Below are 23,976 nucleotides of genomic sequence, written 5' to 3' on the forward strand. Positions count from 1 at the left end.
CAAATTTGTCATATACGCCATTTTCACAGCCACTTTCTACGCGAGAGCAAATAACGCAAACCAATGATTCTAAACAGATAAAAAAGCATTTTGACGAGATTGACGTAACACCGTCAATTTTTACGAAAACAACGAAATCAATAGTTGTTGTTTTCCTGTTAATTCTGGTTTGCTTAGGGCGTTGGAAAACAGAACGACAAAGGTTAGACACCTGACCAACACAGAGGGCCGATTTCATCAGCATGCGAAACCGGTGCTCACACAAAACAAGGCGAACCCTCGGGAATGCCAAAAAATAAGAAAGGAAAACATATGCTTGCCAAAGTATCCAAAATCTCTACCGCTGTAATGCTGGGAACCATGATGCTTGCCGGTGCCGCCGGTAACGCCATGGCCGCAGAAAACAAAACCGTGCTGACCATGGTCGCACAGCAGGAAACCGCCTGGGTCAAGAACTTCAACCCCTTCCTGCAAGCGGGCTTGCTGCACACCACCCGTCACTTCATCTATGAACCGCTGGTGATCTTCAACGATATGCAAGGGGGCAAACCCGTCTATCGTCTGGCCACCAACTATGCGTTCAGCGATGACCTGAAATCCGTCACCTTCGATCTGCGTGACGGCGTGAAGTGGTCTGACGGCGAAGCCTTTGATGCCGATGACATCATCTTCTCCTTCAATCTGGTCAAGGCCAACAAGGCGCTGGATGAGCGCTCAATCTGGACCCAGATCAAGAGCGTCGAGAAGCTGGCCCCCAACAAGGTCAAATTCGACCTGACCGAGGTCAACACCAACGTGGTGAACGATCTGGTGCTGGTACCTATCGTGCCGGAGCATCAGTGGAAATCGGTGAAAGATCCGGTTGCCTTCACCAACGACAAGCCGGTTGGTACTGGCCCCTTCACCGAAGTGGACAACTTCTCCGCCCAGCTCTATACCCAGTGCCGCAACCCGCACTACTGGGATAACGCCAACCTCGCTATCGACTGTCTGCGTATGCCGCAGATGGCCACCAACGACCAGGTGCTGGCGGCTGTCATGAAGGGTGACATCGACTGGTTCGGCTCCTTCGTGCCGGATATCGAGCGCCTCTACGTCGGCAACGATCCGAAGAACAACAAATACTGGTTCCCGGCCTCCGGTACCGTGGCGTTCAACGTCAACTTCCAGACCAAGAACCCGGGCAATAACGAAGCCTTCAACGACATCAACTTCCGCCGCGCCTTCTCCATGGCGATGGACCGCCAGTCCATGGTGGATATCGCGGGCTACGGCTACCCCACCGTCAACGAGTACCCGTCAGGTCTGGGCAAAGCCTTTGACTCCTGGAACAACCCGGAAGTGGACAAGAAGTACGGCAAGTACAACAAGTTCGATCTGGAAGGGGCCAAGGCCCTGCTGAAAGAGGCAGGCTACAAGGATTGTGACGGCGACAAGTTCCTCGACACCCCGAGCTGCAAAAAGATCGAGTTCAAGGTACTGGTACCGAACGGCTGGACCGACTGGGTCAACACAGTTCAGATTGGTGTAGAAGGGCTGCAGGCGCTGGGCCTGAACGCCAAGACCGCCACCCCGGAAGCGACCGTCTGGACCGAGAACCTGATCACCGGTGACTTCGATGTCGCCCTGCAGGGTTACTTTGCCGGTGCCAACCCGCACAAGTACTTCGAGACCGCGTTCCACTCCCGCAACATGGGTGACCGTGGCAACCGCTTCGCCGCACCCCGTTACAAGGACCCCGAGCTCGACAAGCTGATCGATGACTTCACCCAGACCGCCGATGCGGCCAAGCAGAAGGAGATCATGTTCGCCATCCAGGATCGTGTTGGTGCCAACCAGACCATCATTCCGGTCTTCAACAACCCGACCTGGTACGAGTACAGCACCAAGCGCTTCAACGGCTGGTTCAGTGCTGATAACCCGGTAGCCAAACCTCAGCTCCACCCGGACACCCCTGAGCGTCTGCTGCACGTGTTGTCCCTCAAGCCAAACAGCTAAACAATCCCGGCCCCCTGCGGGGGGCCATCTTCCCCGTTAATCCCCTTCTTGCCCGGCTTTGCCGGGGTTGGGGTAGCTATACCCGACGCGGGGCAGACTTGCAGTAAAAGGTACTATCATGGGATTCATACTGAGACGCTTTTCCTTCTATCTGGTTGCCTTTCTGGTAGCCGCCACCATCAACTTCCTGTTACCCCGAGCCATGCCAGGGGATCCTGTCTCCGTGATGTTTGCCCGCGCTGGCGCCATGATGGAACCCGCCGCCCTGGAAGCCCTCAAAGCCACCTTCGGCTTTGTCGACGGCCCCATCGGCACCCAGTTTCTCACCTATGTGAAGAGTGTCTTCACCTGGGATCTCGGCACCTCGGTGCGCTTCTACCCACAGCAGGTCTCTGACGTGCTGGGCCGTGCCATCGGCTGGACCCTGTTTCTGGTCGGCACCTCCACCATCCTGAGCTTCTCCATCGGTTCCATCGTCGGCATCTTCGCCGCCTGGTATCGCGGCGGCCGGATGGACAGCATTCTCTCCCCGCTCACCCTGGTGATGCAGGCCATTCCGCCGGTGGTGGTCTCCCTGCTCGCCCTGTTCCTGTTCGGGGTCAGCCTCGAGTGGCTGCCCATCGGCTACGCCTACAGCCCGGAGATCAAGGCTGACTGGGGCTGGGAGCACATCAAGAGCATCATGACCCACGCCATCATGCCGGTGCTGACCCTGGCCGTGGTGCAGGTGGGGGGCTTTCTCATCACCATGCGCAACAACATGATCAACCTGCTGGGCGAGGATTACATCACCATGGCCAAGGCCAAGGGGCTCTCCAGCAACCGGGTGATCTTCAACTACGGCGCCCGCAACGCCATTCTGCCCAGCGTCACCGCCCTCTCCATGGCGCTCGGTTTCGTCATCGGTGGCTCCCTCATCACCGAGGTGATCTTCAACTATCCCGGCCTGGGCCTGACCCTCTATCAGGGCATTCTGGCCCGCGACTACCCGCTCATTCAGGGGCAGCTGCTCATCATGACCATCACCATGCTCAGCTTCAACTTCCTGGCCGACGTGCTCTACGTCTTCCTGGATCCCCGTCTGCGTACAGGAGGCAAATAAGATGCGTATGCCCACAATCCTCAAAATCCTGCTGGGCAACAAGAAGGCTGCCTGTGGCCTCGCCATCGTGGTTGCCTTCGTACTGATGGCCCTCTTTGCCCCCATTCTGGCCAGCAACGAGCCGACCAAACGGGTGGCTCGCCCGCACCAGCCGCCCAGTGCCGAGTTCGTGATGGGTTCAACCCGCATGGGCCACGATATCTGGGCCCAGTTCACCAACGGCGCCCGTATTTCGCTGCTGGTGGGCTTCAGCGCTGGCCTGCTGGTCTGCACCCTGGCCGTCGCCATCGGCATCACCGCCGGTTACTTCGGCGGTCTGGTGGATGAGTGCCTCACCTTCCTGATGAACGTGGTGCTGGTGATCCCCAACCTCCCCTTGCTACTGGTGCTGGCGAGCTTTATCGGGGAGGCGTCGCCGGCGGTGATTGCGGTGATAATAGGGTTGACCTCGTGGGCCTATGGCGCGCGGGTCATCCGCGCCCAGACCCTGGCGCTGCGCGAGAAGGAGTTCGTCATTGCCGCCGAAGTGCTGGGCGAGCCGGCCTGGCGCATCATTCTGGTGGAGATCCTGCCCAACCTCATCTCCATCATCGGGGTGAGCTTCATCGGCTCCATCATCTACGCCATCGTCACCGAAGCGACCCTGGAGTTCCTAGGGCTTGGCGACCCGACCGTGGTGAGCTGGGGCATCATGCTCTACAACGCCCAGACCTCCAGTGCCATTCTGGTCGGCGCCTGGTGGGAGATCCTGGCTCCCTGCTTCGCCATCGCCACCCTGGGCGCCGGTCTGGCCCTGCTCAACTTCGCCATCGACGAGATTGCCAACCCGCAGCTGCGCTCCCACAAAGGGTTGAGCCGCTGGAAGAAACTTGCCACCCCGGTCGCAACACCACTCTCTGCCGCACAGGAGAAGACAGCATGAACAAGCATCCCCTGCTGTCAGTACGCAATCTTTGCGTCGACTACATCACCGAAAATGGCGACGTGCGCGCCGTCAACTCGGTGAGCTTCGATATCAGACAGGGCGAGATCTTCGGTCTCGCCGGTGAGTCGGGTTGCGGCAAATCCACCGTCGCCTTCTCGGTGGCCCGGCTGCACAAGCCGCCTGCCTACATCAGCGGTGGCGAGATCCTGTTCAAGGGGGAGAACATCCTCCACTACAACGACGAGCGGCTGCGCTCCTATCGCTGGCAACAGGTGTCGGTGGTGTTCCAGTCCGCCATGAACGCCCTGAACCCAGTGCTGCGGATGGAGGAGCAGTTCTGCGACGTGCTGCTGGCCCACAACCCCGGCCTGACCCGTTACGAGGCGATCAAGCGCGCCCAGGAGCTGCTCACCATCGTCGATATCCACCCGAGCCGGCTCAAGGACTACCCGCACCAGTTCTCCGGCGGCATGCGCCAGCGGCTGGTGATTGCCATCGCCATGGCGCTCAACCCCGAGCTGCTCATCATGGATGAGCCAACCACGGCGCTCGATGTGGTGGTACAACGGGAGATCCTGCAGAAGGTCTATGCCCTGAAAGAGAAGTTCAACTTCTCCATTCTGTTCATCACCCACGACTCCCTGATGGTGGAGTTCTGCGATCGCATCGGCATCATGTATGCCGGTGAACTGGTGGAGGTCGCCCCCTCCAAGGCGATCCTGACCGCGCCGCTGCACCCCTATACCAGAGGGCTCGGCAACTCCTTCCCGCCCCTGCACGGGCCGAAGAAGGTGCTGGAAGGGATCCCGGGCACCCCGCTCAACCTGCTGGAGGTGCCGGTCGGCTGCCGCTTTCAGGCCCGCTGCGGCAAGGTGCACGATCGCTGCCGTCAGGAGTACACCAGATTGGCCGAGATCCGCCCCGGGCAACAGACCGCCTGCCACCTCTATGAGGAGCAGGGACTGCAACAAGATTCCGTGATCTATCTGGACAAGGCCGCTGGCTGTTAAGGATGTCTGTCATGCAAATCGCCAAAACCGATGCACCCATCATCGAAGTCCAGCACCTCTACAAGGACTTCCCCATCAACTCCAATGCCATCAAGAGTGGCAAGATGCGGGCGCTCTCCGACATCACCTTCAACCTGCACCGGGGCCGCGCCCTGGCGGTGGTCGGGGAGTCGGGCTCCGGCAAGAGCACCATCGCCAAGATCATCGCCAAGATGTACAAGCTTAGTGCCGGGCGCATTCTCTATCGCGGCCACGATCTGGAGGAGTTCAACAAGGGCACCGCCCTGCTGGACTATCGCCAGAGCGTGCAGATGGTGTGGCAAGATCCGTTCGGTTCGCTCAACCCGACCCACACCATCTATCACCACATCGCCCGCCCCCTGCTGCTGCACAGCAAGGTGATCGACAAGAAAGAGCTGCCCGACATGGTCTACGCCCTGCTGGAGAAGGTCGGCCTGACCCCCGCCAAGGCGACGGCGGCCAAGTATCCGCACCAGCTCTCCGGCGGCCAGCGCCAGCGGGTCAACATCGCCCGCAATCTGGCGGTGGAGGCGGAAGTGGTGCTGGCGGACGAGCCCACCTCCATGCTCGACGTCTCCATTCGCATCGGCATCCTCAACCTGATGGAGCAGATGAAGAATGAGCTCGGCGTCTCCATGCTCTACATCACCCACGACATCGCCACCGCCCGCTATGTGGCGGAAGATCTGGCGGTGATGTATGTGGGTCACATGGTGGAGTGGGGCGAGGTGGACGAGATCCTGCACCACCCGCAGCACCCCTACACCCAGCTGCTCATCTCGGCGGTGCCCGACCCAGAGAAGAGTATCCACGCCGAGCTGGAAGGAGGCCGCAAGGGGGAGATCCCGCTCTGGACGCCGGAGTCCTGCGGTTGCCCCTTTGCCGGGCGCTGCAATCAGGCAATGCCCCGCTGCAAGGAGGCGCTGCCCCCCATCACCAAGCTTGCCGACAACCACTTCGTGCGCTGCTACCTCTACGAGTGAGGGTGAGCCTTAGACCGGCCGGACAATCCTGTCCGGCCATGCCTCGATACGGGGCGGCCACAGCCCCGTGATGTGCCTCACCGCCCGGCGGTGAACCACAGGAGTAATACCTTGATGGAACTCTTGATCAATCAGGTGGGCTACGAGTGCGACGGACACAAGGTCGCCCTGTTGCAAACCTCCCCCGCCCCTGATCTCGGCGGCTATGTCAGGCTGCAACGCCTTGATGATGGCCAGATCCTGTTTGAAACCCCGCTGCAACCGGCTGGCAGCGTCCCAGGCTGGCAAGGGCGCGCTTACTGGCGTGCCGACTTCTCCGCCTTCAAGGAGCCCGGCGACTATCGGCTGGAGGCGATCACTGCCCAAGGCATTGTCCGCTCGACCCGCTTTGCCATCGGCCAGGATCTGCTGGCCAGCCGCTGCCTCTCCGATGTCATCCACTACTTCAAGGGGCAGCGCGCCAGCGGCACCTTCGATCGGGCCGACCGCAACGCCCGCCTGTTTGGCACCGACCAGCACAAAGATGTTCACGGCGGCTGGTTCGATGCCAGCGGCGACATGAGCAAGTACCTGAGCCACCTCTCCTACGCCAACTACCTCAACCCCCAGCAGACCCCCATGGTGGTGTGGGCTCTGCTCAAGTGCCGGGAACTGCTGGCCCCGCGCCGCGATATCGACGGGGTGAACCTCTGCAAGCGGCTCAATGACGAGGCGCTGCACGGCGCCGATTTCCTCTGCCGGATGCAGGATGAGTCGGGCTTCTTCTACATGACCCTGTTCGACAAGTGGAGCAAGGACCCGGAGCAGCGCGAGCTATGCGCCTATGCCACCCAGCAGGGGCTCAAGTCCGCCAACTGGCAGGCAGGTTTTCGCCAAGGGGGCGGCATGGCCATCGCCGCGCTGGCCCGCGCCGCCCGCGAGAGCGTCAGCGGCGACTTCGATGCCAGCCGCTACGCCGAGGCCGCCAAACGCGGCTACCTGCATCTGCGTGAACACAACCTCTCCTATCTGGATGACGGGGTCGAGAACATCATCGACGACTACTGCGCCCTGCTGGCAGCGGTAGAGCTGACCGGCACCTTCGGCGCCGAGTGGCTGAATGAGGCGAGAGCTCGCGCCAGCAAGCTCTGTGCCCGCCAGCGCTCCCATCCTGAGCTGGGTCACTACTGGTCGGCCAACGAGGATGGCTCGCGCCCCTACTACCACGCCGCTGAGGCGGGTCTGCCGGTACTGGCGCTGCTGGAATATCTGGGCGTAGAGCCGGATCAGGAATACAAGGCCAGGGTACAAACCGTGGTGGAGCAGGCGCTGGCCGCCGAGCTGGCGCTCTGCGCCCGCGTGGGCAACCCCTTCTCCCTCGCCCGCCAATATGTCAAAGGGGTGGATGAAGCGCCGCGCGTCAGCTTCTTTATGCCCCATCACAACGAGTCCGGTTACTGGTGGCAGGGTGAGAATGCCCGCCTCGCATCGTTGGCAACCATGGCCTTTGCTGGCGCCCGCCACTTCCCCCGCCAGAGCCAGCCACTGCTCACTTACGGTCAGCGCCAGCTCGACTGGATCCTCGGGCAGAACCCCTTCAACGCCTGCATGCTGGCGGGCCACGGCATCAACAACCCCGCCTATACCGCCGGGTATCCCAATGCGCAGGGAGGTATCTGCAACGGCATCACCGCCGGATTCGATGACGAAAATGAGGTGGCCTTTATTCCGGAGGTGTACAAGGATAGGCTGGATCAGAACTGGCGCTGGGGCGAGCAGTGGATCCCCCACGCCGCCTGGTTTGCCCTGGCTATCAGCTGGCAGAGCGCCCTGAGTGCTCGAAATGAGCAGGGAGAGCACCATGATTGAGATCGGCTCGAGCATCATTGGCATTGGGGAGAGTAGTGGATCCTCCATACAGCCAGCCTGGTTTGCCCTTGCCATCACCTGGCTGAATGCGCAGGGAAATGGAGGTCGCCATGATTGAGTTCTGGGTCGGCGTCGATGGCGGGGGCACCCACACCCGCGCCCGCATTCGGGATCGGGCGGGCAAACTGCTCGGAGAGGGGCGCGCGGCCGGCTCCAATCTGGAGCTGGGCATCCCCCATGCCCACGCCAATGTGCTGGCCGCCATCGCCAGCGCCCGCCTTGCCGCTGGACTCGGCATCGAGAGCGAACAGCAGATGGGGGTCGGGCTGGCGCTCGCCTCCGCCGAGCTGGCCGACTGCTATCACGCCCTGCTCGAGATGCCCTTCCCCTTTGCCAGCGTCAGGCTCACCTCCGATGCCTTCGGTGCCTGCCTCGGCGCCTTTGGAGGCCGTGAGGGGGCCATTCTGATCGCCGGTACCGGCTCGGTGGGGCTGGTCTATCAGGAGGGGCAGATCCGCACCTGCTCCGGCCGCGGCTTCCCCATTTCAGACATAGGCAGCGGCGCCTGGCTGGGGCTGCGCGCCATCCAGCAATCCCTGCTCTGCCACGACGGCATTCTGCCCCCCAGCACCCTCGCCATCCGCTTGATGGATCGCTTCAAGCGGGATCAGGCCGAGGTGGTACGCTGGGCCGCCCGCGCCATTCCGGCGGACTATGGCCACTTTGCCCCCTGGGTATTTGATGCAGCCAGCGATGGCGACGAGCTCGCCAATCAGCTGCTGGACGAAACCTGCGAGCAGCTGCAGATCCTGCTGGAGGGGATGACCCAGCTCGGTGCCAGACAGATCGCCCTGCTGGGGGGGATTGGCACCCGCCTCGCTCCCCGTCTCGGCCAGCTCAACCTGATCCCCCCCCAGGCAGATGCGCTCGATGGCGCCATCCTGTTTGCCCAATCAGAGGATTTTCCATGTCTACACCCCTGATCCACACCCAGGTCGCCCGACGTGACGGCGAGGATGTCTGGTTCACCTTCACCCTCTCCCGCATGCCGGATACCAAGTGGAAGCTGCACTTCTGTCTGGCTCGCCATATCGACCCCGACTCCTTGCAAGGGGGCGAGCTGGAGCGCCAAAGTGGCAGCTACAAGGTGATAGTCCCAAAAGCTGGCAGCTGCGAGCTACGCTTTTGCTGCCGCCAGACCCCCATCAAGAAGCTCTCCGACATGCCGCAGGGCTTCTTTCTCAGCCTGCCGGAGGCGACCACGGGTGCCCAGCTGCTGCCGGTGACGCTGGCGGCTCAGGATCTCGGACTGGAGAACCCGCCGGTAACCCGCCCCGACCTGCCGGAGGTCGAGCCCCTGCCCGGCATAGTGCCGCAACCGGCCCATCTGGTGCTGCTGGAGGGGAACTTCCGGCTGGCCGAGCGGGCTCATGTCAGCGCCCCTCACGATGTGCCGAAGCTGCTGGCCCACTTCAACGAGCTGACGTCGCTGGCACTGGAGCAGGATCACGACGCAGAAATCCGGCTAACCGAGGCCAAGCTGGCCCCCGAAGCCTACCAACTCACCATCACGCCGCAGGAGGTGGTGATTGCCGCCACCGACGAAGCGGGCTGGCGTCATGGGCTGGTGACGCTGGCCCAGTGGTATCTGCAACATGGGGAGAGCCTGCCCTGCGTCACACTGGAGGATGCCCCGCGCTTTGGCTTTCGCGGCATTTTTCTCGACTGCGCCCGCCACTTCCACACTCCGGCCACCATCAAGCGCCTGCTCAAGCTGATGAGCCTCTACAAGTTCAACCGCTTCCACTGGCATCTGACCGATGACGAGGGGTGGCGACTCGAGATAAAGACCTTCCCGGAGCTGACCGACGTGGGTGCCTGGCGCGGCCATAATCTGGCGATCGACCCCCAGCTCAGCGGCGGTGCCGAACCCTATGGCGGCTACTACACCCAGAGCGAGGTGAAGGAGCTGGTGAGCTATGCCAGTGAGCTCGGCATCACCGTCATTCCCGAGATCGACATCCCGGGCCACTGCCACGCCGCCATCAAGGCGCTGCCCGAGTTGCTGATCGAAACGGCAGATCACTCCCGCTACCGCTCGGTCCAGCATTTCGATGACAACGTGCTCAACCCCGCCCTGCCCGGCACCTACCGCTTCCTGGAGGCGGTGCTGGACGAGGTGTGCGAACTCTTCCCCGGCCCGCAGATCCACATGGGGGGTGACGAGGTGCCGACCGGGGTCTGGACCGACAGCCCCGCCTGCCAGCAGCTGATGACCGAACAGGGCTACGCCGACTGCCGAGAGCTGCAGGGCCATCTGCTGCGCCACTGCCAGCGCTATCTGGCCGCCAGAGGCAAACAGATGATCGGCTGGGAGGAGATCCTGCACGGCGACAAGGTGAGCCGCAAAGCGGCCATCTGTGCCTGGACCAGCTTCCAGGCGGGGCTGGACGCTGCCGCGGCCGGTTATCCGGTGGTGATGGCGCCCGCCCAGTTCCTCTATCTGGATCTGGCATGGAGCGCCGATATTCATGAACCCGGCCTCTACTGGGCGGGGACCCTCAATCTGGAGCAGATCTACGCGTGTGACCCTGCCCCAGCCGATTTCCATGCCAACGATAACATCCTCGGGGTGCTGAGCCCCTTGTGGTCAGAATTGATCACCAGCCGTGATCGTCTCGACTACATGTTGTTCCCGCGTATGCTGGCCACGGCCGAGGTGGCCTGGAGCGATCCCGCCCACAAGGGCTGGGAGCACTTCGCCGCCCGCCTGCCGGGTCAGTTGCAGATCCTCGATCAGTTGCAGGTGCGCTACCGGATGCCACAGAGGTAATGTTGTCTCTACTTTGGCGGCCAATCGGCCGCCTTTTTTACGATTAGCCAACAAAACATCAACTTCCCCCTACCATTCATCCGCCATTATTGGCAAAATCCAGCCCCCAATGAAGCTGGTCTGCCTCCTGCTGGCGCGAGCCTGCGGCCACCTCCAGATCTGCCACAATAACAACGACAACATTATCAACAAGAACATCGGAGCGTATTCCTATGACCCGCAGAGATGTCCATACCCTGGATAGCGAAGTGGAGTTTCCTGCCGACGTACAACTGGTCTCCACCACTGACCTACGCGGGGTGATCACTTATGCCAATCCGGCTTTTTGCACCATCGCCGGCTATAGCGCCGACGAGCTGGTCGGTCACAACCACAATCTGGTACGCCACCCCGACATGCCCAAGGCCGCCTTCGCCGATCTCTGGGCCCGCCTCAAGGAGGGCAAACCCTGGCGCGGCATCGTCAAGAATCGCTGCAAGGATGGTCGTTACTACTGGGTAGATGCCTATGTGACCCCCATCTATGAAGGCAACAGGATCAGCGGCTACCAGTCGGTACGCTGCAAGCCCGAGCCCCAATTCAAGCGCATCGCTGCTCAGACCTACCAAGCTCTGCTCAAGGCCGAGCGCGGCAACAGCAGCAACCTTCCCTCTCTTGCCAGAGTGCGCACCCCGGCCATTACCCTGCTGCTGCTCGGCCTGATGGGATGGGCCTTCGCCAGCCAAGGGGCCATGACCGTCCTGCTGATGCTGCTGCCCCTGTTGCTTATTGGCGGAGCCTACTGGCGCGAGCTCTTTGCCCTGCCCCACTATCTGCAGCAACTGGGCCGTGAATATGACAGTCTGACCCGGCTGGTCTACTCCGGTGACAACCCCGGCGCCATTGCCGATTTTCATATCAAGATGCTGCAGGCCCGCATCCGAACCGTTTTGGGGCGGATCAACGATGCCACGGCACCTCTACAAACCCTGGCCATCAATCTGAAGCAGGCCTCTCATCAGGCCTGTCTCGATATCAACGAGCAAGATGCCCAGACCCAGCAGATGGCTACGGCTATGACTCAGATGGCCAACACAGCTCACGAGATCGCCCGCAACATTCAGGACTCCAACGGTCAGGTCAACGAAGCTCGCAATCGTTGTGAACAAACCAACCAGCAGTTGAACCAGACCGAGCAACAGATCGAACAGCTCGCCAAACAGGCAGAGCTGGCGTTCAACTCGGCAGTGGAGCTCGCCAGTGAATCCGAACGGATTGGCAGTGTCATGGGCGAGATCCAGGGCATCGCCGAGCAGACTAACCTGCTGGCCCTCAACGCTGCCATCGAAGCTGCTCGCGCCGGGGAGCAGGGCCGTGGTTTTGCGGTGGTCGCAGACGAGGTGCGTACTCTATCGACCCGCACCCACAAAGCGACCGAGCAGATCCAGGGCAGCATCAAGCAGATCCAGCACACGCTGGGACGTTGGAAGGGGATGATGCAGGAGAACCTGCAACAGACCCGCGCATGTGCCGAGATGACCCGCCAGGGCGCCAGCAGCCTCCATACCGTGCTGGCAGAGATAGAGCTGGTCACCGAACACTCCACCCAGATCGCCACCGCTGCAGAGCAGCAACAAGCGGTCGTGGAGGAGATCAGCCGCAGCATCCACCAGATATCCGCATACTCCCACGCCAATAGTCAGAAGATGCTGGATGTCGATCACTCCAGTCAGGCTCTGCTGGAACGGGCCAAGCAACTGAAGGGCCTTAGCCAGACCTTCGGCTGAATCATTGCCAGCCTCATGACAGAAGCGCCACAATGGCGCTTCTGTTGTTTTTGACGAATCGGGTCTATGAGCATTGAACCAAGTCCATCCCCATTGAACAAAACTGCCCGTATCGAAGCGATCATCGCCCTGATCCCGGCAGGCCGGGTGGTCAGTTACGGTCAGGTGGCCGATCTGGCGGGGTTGCCCGGACGGGCAAGACTGGTGGGCAAGGTGCTGCGGGAAACCGACAAGGTACTGCCGTGGCATCGGGTGCTGGGCGCAGCGGGCACTATCTCGTTACCGAAAGGATCGCCAGGCTTTGCCGAACAAACGGGACGCCTGCAGCAAGAAGGGGTCGTGGTGATCGGTGGGCGGGTCAGAATGAAGGAGTGGCAATGGCAGCCCGATCTGGCCGAGCTGCTTTTTCTACTGCCGTTTTGAGGGGGCACAGCCGGCTCACTCCAGCGGCGCCAGGATCTCGTCGCTGCGCACCTGCACCGGTATGGTCTCATCCGCTCGCTGCAGCAGCACCAGCAGGCTCTGCCGGTCAACCTCCAGCACATAGGCCGCCCCTTCCCGGGTCATGCAGCTCATGCCTGGCCGGATCTCGTTAATCTCCATCTCAACCTCCTTGTCTACTTCGCGATTGACGACAGCTGCACTCCTTGCAGCTGTCTCAGTATACCGCTATCCATAAGCAAAGAGGCCCCTTGTCGGGGCCTCTTTTCATCAGGCTTTTTTAGCCTTTGGCAAACTCTCTTGCCAGGTACCGTTGTCGTAGTGAGCGGTCCAACCGGTCGCCTTGCCGTTGACCTCGCTCATCACGTACTGCTCCTTGGTCTTGCGACTGAAGCGCACGATAGCGGGATTGCCGTCCGGATCGGTGAGCGGGGCACCGGCCAGATACTTGTGCTTGGCGGAGATGCGATCCTTGAAGCGCTTGAGCTCTTCCACCAGCGGCGCGCGGGTCTCGCGGGATTTGGGGAAGTTGCTGGCAGCCAGGAACAGACCGGCAGCCCCGTCACGCAGCACAAAGTGAGCATCGGACTGGGTGCACTTGAGCTCCGGCAGCGGCACCGGATCCTCTTTCGGCGGCGCGATGTCACCGTTTTTCAGGATCTTGCGAGTGTTCTTGCAGGTCTCGTTGGTGCAGCCCATGTACTTGCCGAAACGGCCGTTCTTGAGCTGCATCTCGGCTCCGCAACGGTCGCACTCGATGCTCGGCCCTTCGTAGCCCTTGAGCTTGAACTGGCCCTTCTCGATCTCGTAGCCATCGCAGTCCGGGTTGCGACCACAGACGTGCAGCTTGCGGCTGTCATCGATGATGTAGGCATCCATCGCAGTGCCACAGACACCGCAGCGGTGCTTGGCGCGCAGTGCTTCTGTTTCCGCCTCTTCGCCGTCAGTGGCGGAGACAAACTCGTCGGCAGAGACCAGGTTGATGGTCTTCTTGCAGCGCTCTTTGGGCGGCAAAGCATAGCCGGAGCAGCCGAGGAACACGCCGGTGGTGGCGGTACGAATCCCCATCTTGCGGCCGCAATCCGGGCAGTCGATGTCGGTCATCACCATCTGGTTGGCACGCATGCCGCCCTCTTCGGGCGCCTTGTCAGCCTTCTCCAGCTCCTGGGTAAACTCGGCGTAGAAAGCGTCCAGCACCTTCTTCCACTCAAGGCTCCCTTCAGCGATGCCATCGAGCTTGTCTTCCATCTTGGCGGTGAACTCGTAGTTCATCAGCTCAACGAAGTTCTCCACCAAACGATCGGTGACGATCTCGCCCATCTTCTCGGCGAAGAAACGGCGGCTCTCGACCCGCACATAACCGCGATCAACGATGGTGGAGATGATGGAGGCGTAGGTTGACGGACGGCCGATGCCGCGTTTTTCCAGCTCGCGCACCAGCGCAGCTTCAGTGAAACGGGCAGGCGGTTTGGTGAAGTGCTGGCGCGGATCCAGCTTGACCAGTTTCAGCACCTCGCCCACGGTCACCGCCGGCAGCTGGCTATCTTCGCCCTTGCGACCCATCGGCGGCAGGGCCTTGGTCCAACCGGCGAAGCGCAGGGTACGACCACGGGCCTTGAGCTCGAACTCGCCCGCCTTGACAGTCAGGGTGGAGGAGTCGTACTGAGCCGGGGTCATCTGGCAGGCCACGAACTGACGCCAGATGAGGTCGTACAGACGCATGGCATCCGGCTCCATCCCTTCCAGCATCTCGGCAGTCACCTGTACGTTGGAGGGACGGATCGCCTCGTGCGCTTCCTGAGCATTGGCCTTGGCGCCATACAAATTCGGCTCGGCTGGCAGATAGGCCGCGCCATACTGCTCGCCGATATATTCACGCACCGCCTCAACCGCCTCTTTGCTGAGGTTGGTGGAGTCGGTACGCATATAGGTGATGTAACCCGCTTCATAGAGACGCTGGGCCATCATCATGGTCTTCTTGACCCCGAAGCTCAGACGGGTAGAGGCCGCCTGCTGCAGGGTGGAGGTGATAAACGGCGCGGACGGTTTGGAGCCGGTCGGCTTGTCTTCCCGGTTAACGACCTTGTAGTCGACCCCTTCCAGGGCTGCGACAGCGGCAAAGGTCTCGGCCTGGGTCACTGGCTTGAAGTCAGCCCCGTTGCGGCTGACCACTTCCATCCGCAGATCGCTCTTGTCGGCGGTCAGCAGGTCGGCATTGAGATCCCAGAACTCGACCGGAACGAACGCCTTGATTTCGCGCTCTTTATCGACGATGAGACGCACCGCAACGGACTGCACTCGACCGGCAGAGAGGCCACGAGCCAGCTTTTTCCACAAGAGCGGGGAGACCATGTAACCCACCACGCGGTCGAGGAAACGACGGGCCTGCTGGGCATTGACGCGGTCAATATTGAGTTCGGACGGCTGGGCGAACGCCTCCTTGATAGCGCTCTTGGTGATCTCGTTGAACACCACGCGCTTGTAGCGGCTGTCGTCGCCACCGATGATCTCGCGCAGGTGCCAAGCGATCGCCTCTCCTTCTCTATCCAAGTCGGTTGCGAGATAGATGGTGTCGGCTTTCTCGGCCAGACTTTGCAACTCGCTGACCACCTTCTCCTTGCCGGGCAAAATCTGGTAGTTAGCCTGCCAGCCAGCGGTCGGATTGATACCCATCCGGGCAAACAGGGCCTTGCGATCCTTGGCAGCCTTCTCGGATTCGCTCAACTTGATGCCGCGAATGACAGGTTTCTTGGGCTCGGTGCTGGCGCTGCCGCTGGTGGGCAGATCGCGAACATGACCCACGCTGGATTTCACCACGTAGTCCTTGCCCAGATATTTGTTGATCGTCTTGGCCTTGGCCGGAGACTCCACTATGACCAGTGATTTGCCCATGCTGTAACTATTATCCTCATTGCACCCGACGGGGTTGGTGTGCGGTTTTGTGGGGCTGTATAAGAGATTTGGCGCGAAAAAGCAATCTTGTGAGCAAATTTGCCTGACCAGCCCGAACCACACGGCTTCTTTTATTGCTTCTTTATTTATTAATGCGAAGGCAACAGGCTGGACGCAACCGCTTTTTCAATTTTCTGCCATACCGCCCCTCTTTTTATATCTGAAACGACATAAAAACGTCTGCTGGTTACCGGCTTGTTACAAAAACATAAAATCTCTTTATAATGGCCCAACCCCGACGCATTGCGCGCGGAAGGAACCGCTACCCATCATAAAAATCGAAAGGATGTACTCAATGAAGCACTTCGAGGTCAATTTCGACGGTCTGGTCGGCCCGACTCATAACTATGCTGGCCTCTCCTACGGCAACGTTGCCTCCCAGAGCAATGCCCAGGAGGCTTCCAATCCGAAAGAGGCCGCCAAACAGGGGCTGCGCAAGATGAAGGCGCTGACCGAGCTTGGCATGACCCAGGGGGTACTGGCGCCACAAGAGCGTCCCGATCTCGCCACCCTGCGCCGCCTCGGCTTCACCGGCAACGATGCCCGGGTGCTGGAGCAGGCCGCCAAGCAGGCTCCTGCCGTACTGGCTGCATGCTATTCGGCCTCCAGCATGTGGACCGCCAACGCCGCCACCGTCTCTCCCAGTGCCGATACCCAGGATGGCCGCATTCACTTCACCCCCGCCAACCTGACCAACAAGTTTCACCGCTCCCTGGAGCCCGACGTCACTGGTCGCATCCTGCGCGCCGTGTTCAACAATGATCGCCACTTCAGCCACCACCTCCATCTGCCGGAGAATGAGCACTTCGGCGACGAGGGGGCGGCCAACCATACCCGCCTCTGTCGCGCCTATGGTGAGGCGGGGGTCGAGCTGTTCGTCTATGGCCGAAGCGCTTTTGACTACTCCCGCCCGGCGCCGAAGCGCTACCCGGCCCGCCAGACTCTGGAGGCAAGCCAGGCCATCGCCCGCCTGCATGGCCTTGGCGAGGAGAGCGTGGTCTTTATTCAGCAAAACCCGGAGGTGATCGATCAGGGGGTATTCCATAACGACGTGATCGCGGTGGGCAACCAGAACGTGCTCTTCTTCCACCAGCAAGCGTTCCTCAACACCGAAGCGGTGCTGGCCGAGATCAGCGGCAAGTTTGGCGAGGGAGATTTGCACTTTATCGAAGTGCCGACTGCCGAGGTATCCGTGCTGGATGCGGTGAAATCCTACCTGTTCAACACCCAGATCCTCACCCTGCCGAGCGGTGAGATGGCCATCATCGCCCCCACCGAGTGCCGCGACAATCCGGCGGTGTCGGCCTATCTCGGCAAGCTGCTGACGCAGGAGACCCCGATCAAGGCAGTCCACTATATGGATGTGAAACAGAGCATGCGCAATGGTGGCGGCCCGGCCTGTCTGCGACTGCGGGTTGCCATGAACGATCAGGAACTTGCCGCGGTCAATCCGGCCTGCCTGATCAACGACAGCCAGTTTGCCCGCCTCGATGGCTGGGTCGATCGCCACTACCGCGACCGCCTGACCCTCGATGACCTGCGGGATCCGGCACTGGTGCAGGAGTCCCGCAGCGCACTGGACGAGCTGACCCAGATCCTGAAACTGGGTTCGGTCTACCCGTTCCAGCGCTAGATGTGATGCCCGGCAAGACCGCCGACACTGGCGGTCTTCTGCTATCTGCCTTCTCTTCAGCGCGATCGCCAAATTGCACAGATGCTGTTTTGTGCAGAAAAGCAGCGCACAACTTGCTGATAAGCTTGAATTTTGAGCTGGATGTATCAAAAAATCGACGAACAGTCATTTTTTACTGCCAGATGCCTCATCAAGGGGTTCACAAAGCCTCTGGATCTGATAGTATGCGCCTCGCACTTGGGGAGGGGTTCCCGAGCGGCCAAAGGGATCAGACTGTAAATCTGACGGCTCTGCCTTCGAAGGTTCGAATCCTTCTCCCTCCACCATTCAAGTGCAAAGTAGTGACAATCAGGAAATACCCCGTGGAGGGGTTCCCGAGCGGCCAAAGGGATCAGACTGTAAATCTGACGGCTCTGCCTTCGAAGGTTCGAATCCTTCTCCCTCCACCATTTCCCTGATTGCAATGGCTGAATACAATTTGCTTTGCCCCTGTGGAGGGGTTCCCGAGCGGCCAAAGGGATCAGACTGTAAATCTGACGGCTCTGCCTTCGAAGGTTCGAATCCTTCTCCCTCCACCATCATTCAAGAAAACCCGGCCTCGCGCCGGGTTTTCGCTTTCTGCTATCCCCCTCACACTTTTTCGGCATTGTCAGATCTGACAGTTGCAATTGCATCCCATCTTGCTCATCGTGGCATCATCGACATCAGAGTGTTCATATCATGTTTGAAGTCTGGGACGAGCATGGTCACGCCACCGGTCTGACACTGCAGGCGCTCAAAGTCAGAATCAGCAACGACTATCAGGGCGATCTGATGGTGCGCTACAGCAACAAGCTGGGACTCCCCACGACCCTCTTTCTGACCATTCATCAGGGCGTTGCCTATCAACGCTTCAAAGCGGGCTCGCCAAAACTGGATTGGGAATGGCTGGCCAGCGCAGGCAATGGCCACAGCCCCCGCAATTTTATGAGCGAACAGTTCCCCTTACTCCAGTTCTCCCTCGATAACTGAGTGCCCATCTCGCTCGCTCAATAACGTCAACTCACCGATGATTTGCTGTAATTGGGCACGAAAGCGTGTCAGCTCATCAGTACAAGCTGGCGATCCAAACTGGCGGATTTTTTCTTCCAATTGCCATGCCTGCTCAGCCAGCTGCGGCGCCATCATCATACTGATGGTTCCCGCCTGACGATGTACCCAATTGGCCAATGCATTGTCATCAAGTGGCTCCTGTGCCATCGACTGTTCAAGCTCCTGGCGAAAAAGCGGAAACATCTGCCGCAACTTGTCACCTTGCCCAAAGAATGCCGCCATGGCCGCGACATCAATCAAGGTTGGCGCGGGTAAGATTTGCCACTTCTGCAACATCTGACGCAGAGCATCCTGCAGCACCGGCTTGCCCAACAGATCGTCCATGCCAGCGGCAAAACAGCGCTGAGCCTGTTCTGGCAACACATTGGCCGTCATGGCGATGATCAGCAGCCGCTCGCCTGTTTCTGCAGCCCGTATCCTGCGCGTGAACTCATAACCATCCATCACCGGCATCTGGCAGTCACAGAGCACCAGATCATAGGGATGCTGCGCAACCATCTCGAGGGCCTGCTGGCCATGCTCTGCCACATCGCAGTTCATCCCAAGTTGCCTGAGCTGGCGTATCACCAGCGACTGGTTGAGGGGATTATCCTCCACCAGCAATACCCGACAGGGCTGCATGGGTGCGCTCTTTCGCATCCCTTTCGTTGCCGTCCCATCGCTCAAGCCAAGCTGGTGATAGCAAACTTCCCGCACCGCATGCCAGGTCATGGGATTGCTGTTGAGGGTGTAACCCTCCTCATCACAACGATAACCGAGGGGGGTTGCCAGCGGCAGCACCCGGATGACCCTGTTGCCCGCCAACTCATGGTCTGTGAAACGCAACTGAGCATCACCAGACTCCGACGTTCGTGTTACCCCCAAGGCGTCAAGATGCAACAGCAGGGTGTGGCACAGCTTATCGTCATGGAGATCGATATGGGCTTGCACGCCATTGAGACGGAGATCCGGCTCTCGCTGTGCCAGCACTGGCAACGTAACCGTCAGGGTGATGAAAGTGCCTAGCCCAGGGGCACTCTCCAGCCGGATCTCGCCACCCATCAAGGTGGCCAGGGTCTGGCAAATACTCAGGCCCAAGCCGGTACCACCATAACTGCGGGTGGTGGAGCTCTCTGCCTGTTCAAAGGCATTGAAGATCCGGCCAAGCGCTTCGGCGCTCATGCCGATGCCACTGTCGCGCACGCCGAAGCACAGTTGCTGTTGCCCCTCCTCCTGCGACAGCAATTGCACCGAGATCTCGATAAAGCCCCGTTCGGTAAATTTGATGGCATTGCTGACAAAGTTGAAGAGGATCTGGCGCAGACGCAGCGCATCACCGCTCACCCGGGCCGCCACACCGGCATCGGCCCAGAGATAGACGCGCAACCCCTTGCGATGTACTTCGCTCACCGTCATGGTCAGCACGCTGTCGATCAATTCACGGATGAGAAAAGGGGCATCTTCGAGCTGCATCTTGCCCGCCTCCAGCTTGGCGAAGTCGAGCACGTTGTCGATCAGCGCATGCAACCCTTGGGCACCACGGTTGATAACCTCCACCATCTGGCGCTGATCCTGGGTCAGCTCGGTAAAGGTGAGCTGCTCCGCCATGCCGACAATGCCATTCATGGGCGTGCGAATTTCGTGGCTCATGGTGGCCAGAAACTCTCCTTTCTGGGTGGCGGCAGACTCCGCCTTGGTCTTGGCTCTGGCGAGTGCTGCCTCAACCTGATGACGACGGACTATCTCCTGACGCAGCCGCCAGTAAGCCACCGATAGCACCAGAATAAAGAGCGTGATCGCCATCCCGGCGGGCAGCAGGGTTCGCACCAGTTTCGCTCTGGGGATACCTTCGCTGTAATTGAGCGCCAGCCAACTGTTGCGTATCTGGCGCTTCTCCTTGTCGCTCATGCTGGCAAGCACCCGGTTGACCAGGGGCAGCAAGGGGCTGTAAGGCTCACGTACCGCAACGGCCAACTCATCTTTGAAAGGGGTGGGCGCGGCAATATGAAGTCGGTCATCAAACTGCTCGGTGACAAGACGGGAAACCACCACCAGATTGCCGATATAGGCATCTCCCTCACCTGCTGCAACACGAGCGAGCCCCTCGTTGGCACTCTTGGTCGTGATCAGTTTCAGGTCAGGCACCAGTGTCCTTAGCTGGGGGATCAGCATACTGTCGGTCAACAACAACTTTTTACCGGCCAGATCAGAGAGATCCCCGATCGGAATACTACCGCGCGCCGTCACCAGCACCATCGGGAATGATGCAAAGGGCTCGCTGGCATGCCAACCCACCAACCGCTCAATGATGCGGGTGGGTAATACCGCCAGATCCACATCGTGATGCAGCAGCAACTGCTGCAGATCGGGCCAGCTCTGCACTGGCACACGGCTGTATGCCAGCCCCAACTTCTCTTGCAGCACGTCCAGATAATCCGCCATCAAGCCGACCGGATTGCCACCCTCATCGTGATAAGAGAAGGGCACCCAGCCGGGGATCAATCCCAACTTTAACGGCGGCAGCATCGAGAGCCATGCTCGCTCATCAGGACGCAGCAAGAAATTGCTGTGCCCCATAAAGTTGGGCTCCAGGCTCTCCCCAAGCCAGCGTCTCTCCAGTTCACTGCGCGCCTCGACCGTCAGCGCCTGAATTGCCGTATCAAGCCGGATAGCAAGGGAGTGTTTCTGGCTGGCGACGCCAAGATGCAGGGTTTCCATCAACAAGGGGGACTGGGCGACCACTGCCAACGCTGGGTGGCGCTCGATAAACAGATTGGCCACATGGAGATTGCCGATATAGGCATCTGCCCGACCTTGTTCAACCGCCTGCAATGCACGGCGAGTATCGACAAAGAGCCGGGGCGTAACATTGGGATAGTGCAGCTTGACCAGCTTCTCGGTCAGAAAACCTTTTTCGATGGCAATGCTTGCAGATTGCAAACGGCTTACATCCCGAAACAGGGCGCTATCCTGGCGCACCACCACCACAGTCGGCGAGGTGTAGTAAGGCAGGCTATAGGTGACGCACTGGCGCACTTCAGAGTTAAAGGCATCGAGCAGGATATCCAGCTTGCCACGGCAGGCATCGCTATACATAGCCTCCCAGTCGGGGTAAACCTGCCAGGCAATCCGGTAGTCCAGCTTTTTGGCTAATTCCTCCATCAATTCAACGCTAAAGCCGGCTGCGACCTTGCCGTCCCACTGCTGAAAAGGGCCCCACCCTCCGGCCAATATTCCGACTTCAATCGTTGGGAGAGAGGGACCAGATTTCGCCAATACGGCAGGCGTCAAGAACAAAACAGAGACAATAATTATGAATCGTTTGATTAATGACATAAGCGAACAGTATATAGACATAACGATTCACATATATTTATCAAAAGAGATATGCACCTGAAAAAATGGGGTGCGCACGGTAGTATAGAAATGTTAGCTTTAATAGCCTGAATATTATTCATCGTTTTATAAGAGGCTCATCCATGTCCTTCAAGATTATTCTTGCCGATGACCACCCCTTGATTCTGACCGGGATCCGCAGCCTGATTGACCGGATAACCCCCCATTGTGAAGTGATCGCCGAGGCATCTCAGGTATCTGACTTGCTGAATTTACTGCAGCAACATCATTGTGAGCTGTTGATCACTGATTTCAGCATGCCGGGAGATACCCGTAGCGATGGGCTGGTCATGATCCAGCAGTTGCGCCGGGATTATCCCAATCTTCCCATTATCGTGCTGACCCAAATCCAGAACAGTGCCATCTTGCAATCCCTTATTCAGGCTGGGGTAAAAGGACTGATACTAAAGAAATCGGTTATTAATGAATTGGCTGATGCTATTCGCCAGATATTGCTCGGCCATCACTATATTGGCCCGACAGTACAAATGCTGCTAGCCAATGCTGGCATCACGGATCCAGACAGTATCAACCCGCTCACTCCCAAAGAGAGTGAAGTAGTGCGCCTGCTGGCCAGCGGCATGTCAGTCACCCAAGTAGCGAAATACCTTCATCGCAGTGTCAAGACCATCAGCACCCAGAAGAAAAATGCCATGGCAAGGTTGGGAATTACCAGTGACAGTGCCCTTTTTGAATATGCAAAAATCCATGGCCTATATTAAAAAGCTGTTGATTTATTTTGCAATGTATTATCTTAGAGCAATCATGGTGCATTGGTAATGGTCAGATTGCCGCTTCAATTATGATCGTGATATCTCCTTTGTAACGCCCACCAGGATGCTTCATCATTTCTGAAATCTGTGCACTTTTTATTTCAAATTTGAATGGCCGATCATCACCCGATAGAATGGAGTGACCATAATAATTTTCATCTTTATTTGGATATGTTAAATATTGATTGTTACGCATGCCGGTAGCATAGACATCAACAGGGACAGAGTGGTTTGCTTGTTCATTTTTAATCAAACAGCGATCTCCACTACTATTTATATATTGGCATTTCAGTCGAACATTATAGGGTGCAGAGGCCCATATTCTGGTCGCCAAGGTCGCAGTTAATGATACTGGCGAATTACGATTATTTCGATGAATCCAATTGGTCCAGCCGCCAGGTGGCTGTAAATCCAGCTGCCGCTCTTTTAATGGGAACAATACTTTAAGCTGATGCCTAACTGTCAGCGTTAAATTAATGATAAGTTGATTATCAGAATACTCTCCATTACCCAAACTTATATCACCATTATTACCCATCGACAGTGTCAATGATCCGCGATAAGTACCATTAGGCATCTCCAATGGTGATGGTGGTTTTATTTTAAAGCCAAACATAACCATATTGATGGTATATTTATTATCGATAGGTTTAACTGATTTTTTTGTATAACAAGACTTACCCGCAGTGTTACCCCATAGAAAAACCCATCTGGATAAATATTTACCGCCTGCTATGTTTTTATTAACATATCGGCAACCACCCGCCGGACTTGTAATCTCTTTGTGATAAAAATCCCAACCTTCACCGATATCAATTGATGATTCCAAATCAGCGCCTAATTGCTCAGGAATAATGTCTACAGAAAACTCGGTACCTTTCTCTGATTTGATGGTCATCGTTTTTTTTCCTGACGCAGCAAAAAATACAAACGATTCTTTTGGATCCTTGAAGTCCTTGGCAATTACTCTTTTTATAGTTGTTTTAAACGAAAACAATAAATTATCGAGCGATACTATATTTCCAAAACACTCTTCGATAGCCACACCAGACAGCTGGTTTTTACATGCCGTGGTACTTTTAAATGTACCACGCGCATCCTCATAAACTGCTGGTTTATATTCAGCAGTGACATCTACTGTGACTGCATTGGCTGAGGTGAAAAATAAATTCATTACGACATATATCGCCAAAAAACATCCTCTGCGCATAATAAGATATCCTT

General features: G+C 58.4%; 18 protein-coding genes and 3 tRNA genes. 17 read left to right on the forward strand and 4 right to left on the reverse strand.

The features are described from left to right. The first annotated feature begins 312 nt into the window (after positions 1–312). The 11 genes from ACTG2B_RS15565 (at position 313) to ACTG2B_RS15615 (ending at position 12,909) form a co-directional block, all read left to right on the forward strand. A complete protein-coding gene (locus ACTG2B_RS15565; RefSeq protein ID WP_005362139.1) occupies positions 313–1,998 on the forward strand; it encodes an ABC transporter substrate-binding protein in 1,686 nt (561 codons plus the stop codon). A gap of 118 nt (positions 1,999–2,116) precedes the next feature. Then, positions 2,117–3,100 (forward strand): ABC transporter permease, encoded by a 984-nt coding sequence (locus ACTG2B_RS15570; protein ID WP_005353818.1) that lies wholly within the window; start codon positions 2,117–2,119, stop codon positions 3,098–3,100. Position 3,101: 1 nt separating this feature from the next. Next, complete coding sequence (locus tag ACTG2B_RS15575; RefSeq protein WP_005353820.1) at positions 3,102–4,022, forward strand: ABC transporter permease; 921 nt, start codon at positions 3,102–3,104, stop codon at positions 4,020–4,022. Then, positions 4,019–5,035, forward strand: coding sequence for an ABC transporter ATP-binding protein (locus ACTG2B_RS15580; RefSeq protein WP_439996348.1), 1,017 nt, complete (start codon positions 4,019–4,021; stop codon positions 5,033–5,035). Before ACTG2B_RS15575 ends, ACTG2B_RS15580 begins: the two co-directional genes overlap by 4 nt. Before the next feature lie 11 nt (positions 5,036–5,046). After that, a complete protein-coding gene (locus ACTG2B_RS15585; RefSeq protein WP_005353824.1) occupies positions 5,047–6,039 on the forward strand; it encodes an ABC transporter ATP-binding protein in 993 nt (330 codons plus the stop codon). Positions 6,040–6,153: 114 nt separating this feature from the next. Then, positions 6,154–7,887: a glycoside hydrolase family 9 protein gene (locus ACTG2B_RS15590; RefSeq protein WP_439996946.1), complete on the forward strand. Its 1,734-nt coding sequence runs from the start codon at positions 6,154–6,156 to the stop codon at positions 7,885–7,887. Beyond that, a complete protein-coding gene (locus ACTG2B_RS15595) occupies positions 7,880–8,005 on the forward strand; it encodes a hypothetical protein (RefSeq protein WP_269428992.1) in 126 nt (41 codons plus the stop codon). Before ACTG2B_RS15590 ends, ACTG2B_RS15595 begins: the two co-directional genes overlap by 8 nt. Further along, entirely contained in the window at positions 7,998–8,870 is an 873-nt protein-coding gene (locus ACTG2B_RS15600; protein WP_258721725.1) for a BadF/BadG/BcrA/BcrD ATPase family protein, read from the forward strand. Before ACTG2B_RS15595 ends, ACTG2B_RS15600 begins: the two co-directional genes overlap by 8 nt. Continuing rightward, complete coding sequence (locus ACTG2B_RS15605; protein ID WP_439996351.1) at positions 8,855–10,720, forward strand: beta-N-acetylhexosaminidase; 1,866 nt, start codon at positions 8,855–8,857, stop codon at positions 10,718–10,720. The genes ACTG2B_RS15600 and ACTG2B_RS15605 overlap by 16 nt, the downstream gene beginning before the upstream one ends. 212 nt (positions 10,721–10,932) lie before the next feature. Continuing rightward, a complete protein-coding gene (locus tag ACTG2B_RS15610) occupies positions 10,933–12,486 on the forward strand; it encodes a methyl-accepting chemotaxis protein (RefSeq protein ID WP_439996353.1) in 1,554 nt (517 codons plus the stop codon). Between the two features lie 66 nt (positions 12,487–12,552). Continuing rightward, entirely contained in the window at positions 12,553–12,909 is a 357-nt protein-coding gene (locus tag ACTG2B_RS15615; protein ID WP_019446729.1) for an MGMT family protein, read from the forward strand. A gap of 15 nt (positions 12,910–12,924) precedes the next feature. Here the strand turns inward: ACTG2B_RS15615 and ACTG2B_RS15620 are convergent, their stop codons facing one another. Both ACTG2B_RS15620 and topA read right to left on the reverse strand, forming a co-directional pair. Further along, positions 12,925–13,089 (reverse strand): hypothetical protein, encoded by a 165-nt coding sequence (locus tag ACTG2B_RS15620; protein ID WP_005334891.1) that lies wholly within the window; start codon positions 13,087–13,089, stop codon positions 12,925–12,927. A 108-nt stretch (positions 13,090–13,197) separates the two neighbouring features. Further along, positions 13,198–15,819, reverse strand: coding sequence for a type I DNA topoisomerase (topA, locus tag ACTG2B_RS15625; RefSeq protein ID WP_005362158.1), 2,622 nt, complete (start codon positions 15,817–15,819; stop codon positions 13,198–13,200). 355 nt (positions 15,820–16,174) lie between these two features. Here topA and astB point away from each other — a divergent pair, with 355 nt between their 5' ends. The 5 genes from astB (at position 16,175) to ACTG2B_RS15650 (ending at position 18,523) form a co-directional block, all read left to right on the forward strand. Beyond that, positions 16,175–17,512, forward strand: a complete 1,338-nt coding sequence (astB, locus tag ACTG2B_RS15630) for an N-succinylarginine dihydrolase (protein WP_439996355.1) — start codon at positions 16,175–16,177, stop codon at positions 17,510–17,512. Positions 17,513–17,753: 241 nt separating this feature from the next. After that, positions 17,754–17,838 (forward strand) — tRNA-Tyr (locus ACTG2B_RS15635). Between the two features lie 38 nt (positions 17,839–17,876). Further along, positions 17,877–17,961 (forward strand) — tRNA-Tyr (locus ACTG2B_RS15640). Positions 17,962–18,005: 44 nt separating this feature from the next. After that, positions 18,006–18,090, forward strand: a tRNA-Tyr gene (locus ACTG2B_RS15645). A gap of 142 nt (positions 18,091–18,232) precedes the next feature. Further along, positions 18,233–18,523, forward strand: a complete 291-nt coding sequence (locus ACTG2B_RS15650; protein ID WP_416032322.1) for a hypothetical protein — start codon at positions 18,233–18,235, stop codon at positions 18,521–18,523. Here ACTG2B_RS15650 and ACTG2B_RS15655 read toward each other — a convergent pair. Next, complete coding sequence (locus ACTG2B_RS15655; RefSeq protein ID WP_323937105.1) at positions 18,497–21,940, reverse strand: ATP-binding protein; 3,444 nt, start codon at positions 21,938–21,940, stop codon at positions 18,497–18,499. The genes ACTG2B_RS15650 and ACTG2B_RS15655 overlap by 27 nt on opposite strands. 122 nt (positions 21,941–22,062) lie before the next feature. On the opposite strand from ACTG2B_RS15655, the gene ACTG2B_RS15660 reads away from it, so the two are divergent. After that, positions 22,063–22,701 (forward strand): response regulator, encoded by a 639-nt coding sequence (locus ACTG2B_RS15660; protein ID WP_219264293.1) that lies wholly within the window; start codon positions 22,063–22,065, stop codon positions 22,699–22,701. Between the two features lie 61 nt (positions 22,702–22,762). On the opposite strand, the gene ACTG2B_RS15665 is transcribed toward ACTG2B_RS15660, so the two are convergent. After that, positions 22,763–23,962: a hypothetical protein gene (locus tag ACTG2B_RS15665; RefSeq protein ID WP_439996358.1), complete on the reverse strand. Its 1,200-nt coding sequence runs from the start codon at positions 23,960–23,962 to the stop codon at positions 22,763–22,765. Positions 23,963–23,976 lie beyond the last annotated feature (14 nt).

Origin of the sequence: Aeromonas sp. 30P, from assembly GCF_051919805.1 — a bacterium.
GTDB lineage: Bacteria > Pseudomonadota > Gammaproteobacteria > Enterobacterales > Aeromonadaceae > Aeromonas > Aeromonas veronii.

Coding starts and splice junctions, on each gene's coding strand:
- ACTG2B_RS15595 (WP_269428992.1), top strand. CDS start 7,880: ATGATTGAGATCGGCTCGAGCATCATTGGCATTGGGGAGAGTAGTGGA.
- ACTG2B_RS15660 (WP_219264293.1), top strand. CDS start 22,063: ATGTCCTTCAAGATTATTCTTGCCGATGACCACCCCTTGATTCTGACC.
- topA (WP_005362158.1), bottom strand. CDS start 15,819: ATGGGCAAATCACTGGTCATAGTGGAGTCTCCGGCCAAGGCCAAGACG.
- ACTG2B_RS15575 (WP_005353820.1), top strand. CDS start 3,102: ATGCGTATGCCCACAATCCTCAAAATCCTGCTGGGCAACAAGAAGGCT.
- ACTG2B_RS15620 (WP_005334891.1), bottom strand. CDS start 13,089: ATGGAGATTAACGAGATCCGGCCAGGCATGAGCTGCATGACCCGGGAA.
- ACTG2B_RS15610 (WP_439996353.1), top strand. CDS start 10,933: ATGACCCGCAGAGATGTCCATACCCTGGATAGCGAAGTGGAGTTTCCT.
- astB (WP_439996355.1), top strand. CDS start 16,175: ATGAAGCACTTCGAGGTCAATTTCGACGGTCTGGTCGGCCCGACTCAT.
- ACTG2B_RS15580 (WP_439996348.1), top strand. CDS start 4,019: ATGAACAAGCATCCCCTGCTGTCAGTACGCAATCTTTGCGTCGACTAC.
- ACTG2B_RS15655 (WP_323937105.1), bottom strand. CDS start 21,940: ATGTCTATATACTGTTCGCTTATGTCATTAATCAAACGATTCATAATT.
- ACTG2B_RS15605 (WP_439996351.1), top strand. CDS start 8,855: ATGTCTACACCCCTGATCCACACCCAGGTCGCCCGACGTGACGGCGAG.
- ACTG2B_RS15570 (WP_005353818.1), top strand. CDS start 2,117: ATGGGATTCATACTGAGACGCTTTTCCTTCTATCTGGTTGCCTTTCTG.
- ACTG2B_RS15665 (WP_439996358.1), bottom strand. CDS start 23,962: ATGCGCAGAGGATGTTTTTTGGCGATATATGTCGTAATGAATTTATTT.
- ACTG2B_RS15650 (WP_416032322.1), top strand. CDS start 18,233: ATGTTTGAAGTCTGGGACGAGCATGGTCACGCCACCGGTCTGACACTG.
- ACTG2B_RS15585 (WP_005353824.1), top strand. CDS start 5,047: ATGCAAATCGCCAAAACCGATGCACCCATCATCGAAGTCCAGCACCTC.
- ACTG2B_RS15565 (WP_005362139.1), top strand. CDS start 313: ATGCTTGCCAAAGTATCCAAAATCTCTACCGCTGTAATGCTGGGAACC.
- ACTG2B_RS15615 (WP_019446729.1), top strand. CDS start 12,553: ATGAGCATTGAACCAAGTCCATCCCCATTGAACAAAACTGCCCGTATC.
- ACTG2B_RS15590 (WP_439996946.1), top strand. CDS start 6,154: ATGGAACTCTTGATCAATCAGGTGGGCTACGAGTGCGACGGACACAAG.
- ACTG2B_RS15600 (WP_258721725.1), top strand. CDS start 7,998: ATGATTGAGTTCTGGGTCGGCGTCGATGGCGGGGGCACCCACACCCGC.